A 4037-nucleotide genomic window follows, 5' to 3' on the forward strand; every position below is an offset into this window, starting at 1 on the left:
ACTGAGGATCAGAAAGCTTGTTTGAATCGATGTATTTCATCCGCAGATTATGCACGAATGCTAAGAAATCCGGAGTGCAAATATTAACCAAAAAGAAGATCGTTTTTTGATTTATGAAAGAGATCTATTGCATTTGTGCGTCCGGTTTACAATTACTGGGCGAAACTGAGCCATCAATTACGTTTGCCTCAAAAGGGCGATACGCTAAATTACATGATGCTGCATTCCTTATTATGCAATCCCTACGATACTGATTTATTTGAAAATATTTTGAGGGTGGCATACCAGAAAACATGCGAGCGAAAATGCTATGCGCTGTGCTTTACGCTGGCCGAGAATGACCCACGGCGTGATTGCAGCAAAGCCATTATTAGCCAAAAAGTACAGGCAATACATGCGTTTCACTGTTTTAAGGATAATCCACTAAAGCAGTTTGATGCCAAGCGAATCACTTATCTGGAGTGCGGTCGCATCTAAAGGTTAAGGCAAAATGACACTCATCGTAATGTGATTGAAGTTTGTGCAACAAGTTGCTACAGTGAAATCAATTACAAAAAATGGGAAGTCAGACTAAATGCTAAGGCTGCTTGTATCCCCTGTTTCTCAAGCTGATGATAGCAAGAAACTTTTTTTCAAAAATAGCACTTTTAACTTAAGTGTTACAGGCTTGGGTATTGCAGGTGCGGGTATTGCTTTGCTGGTCAGCACGGCAAGCTATGCGGCGACACCGTTGAACGATATCGAGCTGACCAATAACTTCCTGCAAAATAACATTCCTGTTTCACAGCTGGCGCTGGATCAGTTGCAGAGTGCTGGCCCTACGCCTGAGCAAACTGAGCAGCAGCTTCAGGCCATTGACCAGAATGATCGCATTAATAACGTATTTGCCGATCTGGTACGGGCTACAGGCATTTCAAACATTCAGGTTTCCCTGAACAAGAAAGACCGTGAAATCAACTATACAACCAATAACCCATTGTTTGGTCTTGATATTCTAAATGAAATTGCAGTAAATGATTTTGGATCAGAACCCTATAGCTGGCGCTGGACTGGGAATTTTAATCAAATATTTGATTTAAGCCAGATTAATAGTATTTATTTTGATCAAAGCACTGGCAGCTACGAACTCAATAATATTCAGGGGATTGTTGAGATTGAGGCATCGACCCATCAGGGTAATGAAGAATCCAAGAAATTCCGTCGTGATTATCATGTGTTTTAAATTATCACGTATTCTAAAGCATTACTCTTTTTAATACCATTTTAAAAGCAAAGCCCGGTTTTAATGCCGGGCTTTGTTTTTTGAACACCTTTAATCAAGCGTGACGCAAGCGCCAGGCACGATGGATTTTATGGTTGCGCTTAAAGTCAAATCCAATGGTTTTCTCTGTAATTTCCTGCACATCAAAGCGTACGTTTAGTTCATCATCCAGTTCGAACTTCTGAAAATTATTGGAAAAATACAAAGTCCCGCCATTACTCAGACGATTCATGGCACGCTTAATGAGTGAGGCATGGTCACGCTGTACATCAAAAGTGCCGTGAAACTTTTTGGAATTGGAAAAAGTTGGCGGATCAATAAAAATCAGGTCATAGGTTTCATGGCCTTCTTTGAGCCATTCAAATACATCCGCTTCAAAAAACTGGTGCTGCTGGTCGGCATGGTCAACCGTTAGGCCATTTAAGGCAAAGTTTTGTTTTGACCAGTTAAGATAAGTATTGGATAAATCCACGCTGGTGGTACTGGCCGCGCCACCAACCGCAGCATGCACGCTGGCTGTTGAGGTGTAGCTATACAGGTTTAAGAAATGCTTACCCTTGGCCTCGGCTGCAATACGCAAGCGCATAGGCCGATGATCCAGAAACAAACCTGTATCCAGATAATCGGTGAGATTCACATAAACCCGGATATTGCCTTCCTGCACGATAAAGCGCTTGCTAACTTCACTTTGCTTTTCATACTGGGTAATGCCTTTTTGTCTGGCTCGGGTTTTAATAAAGACTTTTTCACGCGGTAAGCCAAGTACCTGGCGAATGGCTGCTAATGCCAAGTTAAAACGCTTTTTGGCTTTTTCCGGGTCGATGCTTTTGGGTGGCGCATATTCCTGAACATGCAAATTGTCATCGTATAAATCCACCACCAGATTAAAGTCGGGCAGGTCGGCATCATACAGACGCAGGCAGCTGACATTGTCGCGTAAGGCCTGTTTTTTCAGGTTGCTGATATTTTTTTGCAAACGGTTGGCGAAATCCTGTGCCCCTTCAATTTCAACGGGTGTGGCTTGCCAATTGGCTAAAAAGGCTGGTTTATCCAGCTTGTTAATAACCACACCTGTGCGCACATAAATTGGCAAATTGCCATTCATCAGGCGCAAGGTTTGGGTATTTTCAAATGGCAATACGTCAGCCTGTTCGACATGCGAAGCCAGAATGGCAGCCTGCTGGTTCGGCAAAAACTTTTGCAGTTGAAAGCTTAGGCCCTGATATAACGCACGGTTGCTCGCTTTATCGCCCAGACGTTCGCCATAGGGTGGATTGGTAACAATAAAGGCTTTTCTATTTTGCAGTTGAAAGTCAGGCCAGTCAGCCAGTACCCGCTCTTCAATCTTGATATGTGGCAGCAAGTTTTCAAAGCCTGCTGCAATAATGTTTTGCCGGGTGGCTTTTACGGCATCCCAGTCGGCATCATAAGCATAAAATTGCGGTAGTGGTTGTTGCAAAGCAGTGTCATGGCGCTGCTCGGCTTCGGATTTCAGGGTTTGCCATAAGTTATTATCGTGGCCATGCCAGCCCATAAAACCAAAGTGCCGCTGGATGCCGGGCGCACGATCTGTTTTTATCATCAGGGCTTCAATGATAAATGTTCCGGAACCGCACATCGGGTCAATAAATACATCAAAACAAGCTTTGTTCCAGCCAGCCAGTCGTAAAATGGCAGCGGCCAGATTTTCCTTGATAGGGGCGTCGGTCATGTAGCGGCGATAACCGCGACGGTGCAAGCTATCCCCTGATAAGTCCAGACAGAATGTGTGGGCAAACTTGCCAGCCAATACAAACAGGGTAATTTCGGGTTGTTTGGTATCAATGCTAGGGCGGCGGCCCTGCGCTTCCATAAAGCTGTCCACCACGCCGTCTTTGGCGCGTAAAGTGGCAAATTGTGGGTTGACCTTGATTTCACGCTCGGTTTGCAAGCGAATGGCAAAAGTACTGCTGGGCGAGAAGATCAGTGACCAGTCAAAGCTAGACGCACCTTCATAAATTTCTTCGGCAACATCCCGCGCGTCATGGGTTTTTTCAAGTTCATAATCATGGATGGGCAACAGCACACGGGAGGCCAGCCGTGACCATAGGCAAATACGATAGGCTGTTTCCAGCGTACCCTGAATAATAATCCGGCCAGCTTTTTTTTCTGTAATACTGGCACTCTGGTTTTGAATAAGCTCCTGTAACTCCTCAACCAGCAGGTTTTCCAGACCATCGGCACAGGTCACCCAGTAAGTATTGAGGCGGGAAGATTGAGTCATGAAATTATCCGAAAACAGCACAAGCATTAATTGGGCAATAGTTTACCTGATTAACCAGCGAAGTGAGTGTTTTTTAAATAAGACAGCTGGGGGTGAGAGTGTTTTTTGCTAGGATATGGGTTCTATAAAAATGATGGTCAAATGAATGAATGTTTTTAAAAAATTAGTGCAATTATCTTTAATAAATACGTTAGCTTTATTGTCTGCTTGTGGTGGCGGAAGTGATGGTTCAGATCAATATTTGCCTAATGGTAAAAGGTTAACAACAGTCCAGCAATTTAATATGAGTGATAGCAATCGCTTGCAGCAAACTGCTGATTATCAGTTGAGTTATGCTAATGGGAGACTAAACCGGATTAATGTATTTGATTCTAGTGGGACTGATAATATGTATTAGTTCCGATCTGATCGGACAAAGATCTTGAAAAAGAGAAAGTTACCCGTTTAGATAAAGGTGTCGAATCTTAATCAAACAAAGGTAACTTTCTGATGTTGTATACTACCAATCAAATC

The 4037-nt window shown here is 43.4% G+C and carries 4 protein-coding genes; 3 read left to right on the forward strand and 1 reads right to left on the reverse strand.

Annotation, left to right across the window (positions count from 1 at the left end; all coding sequences use genetic code 11):
• Positions 1 to 213: 213 nt before the first annotated feature.
• The gene (locus tag E2B99_RS11180; protein ID WP_134245026.1) at positions 214 to 477 is read left to right on the forward strand and encodes a hypothetical protein; all 264 of its coding nucleotides are present in this window, start codon (positions 214 to 216) and stop codon (positions 475 to 477) included.
• A gap of 190 nt (positions 478 to 667) precedes the next feature.
• Positions 668 to 1222, forward strand: coding sequence for a hypothetical protein (locus E2B99_RS11185; RefSeq protein WP_166739039.1), 555 nt, complete (start codon positions 668 to 670; stop codon positions 1220 to 1222).
• 94 nt (positions 1223 to 1316) lie between these two features.
• On the opposite strand, the gene rlmKL is transcribed toward E2B99_RS11185, so the two are convergent.
• Entirely contained in the window at positions 1317 to 3524 is a 2208-nt protein-coding gene (rlmKL, locus tag E2B99_RS11190; protein ID WP_205669675.1) for a bifunctional 23S rRNA (guanine(2069)-N(7))-methyltransferase RlmK/23S rRNA (guanine(2445)-N(2))-methyltransferase RlmL, read from the reverse strand.
• A 145-nt stretch (positions 3525 to 3669) separates the two neighbouring features.
• Between rlmKL and E2B99_RS11195 the strand changes: the two genes are divergently transcribed.
• Complete coding sequence (locus E2B99_RS11195; protein ID WP_134245028.1) at positions 3670 to 3921, forward strand: hypothetical protein; 252 nt, start codon at positions 3670 to 3672, stop codon at positions 3919 to 3921.
• Positions 3922 to 4037 lie beyond the last annotated feature (116 nt).

The organism is Alkanindiges illinoisensis (assembly GCF_004377485.1).
Taxonomy (GTDB): Bacteria; Pseudomonadota; Gammaproteobacteria; order Pseudomonadales; family Moraxellaceae; genus Alkanindiges; species Alkanindiges illinoisensis_A.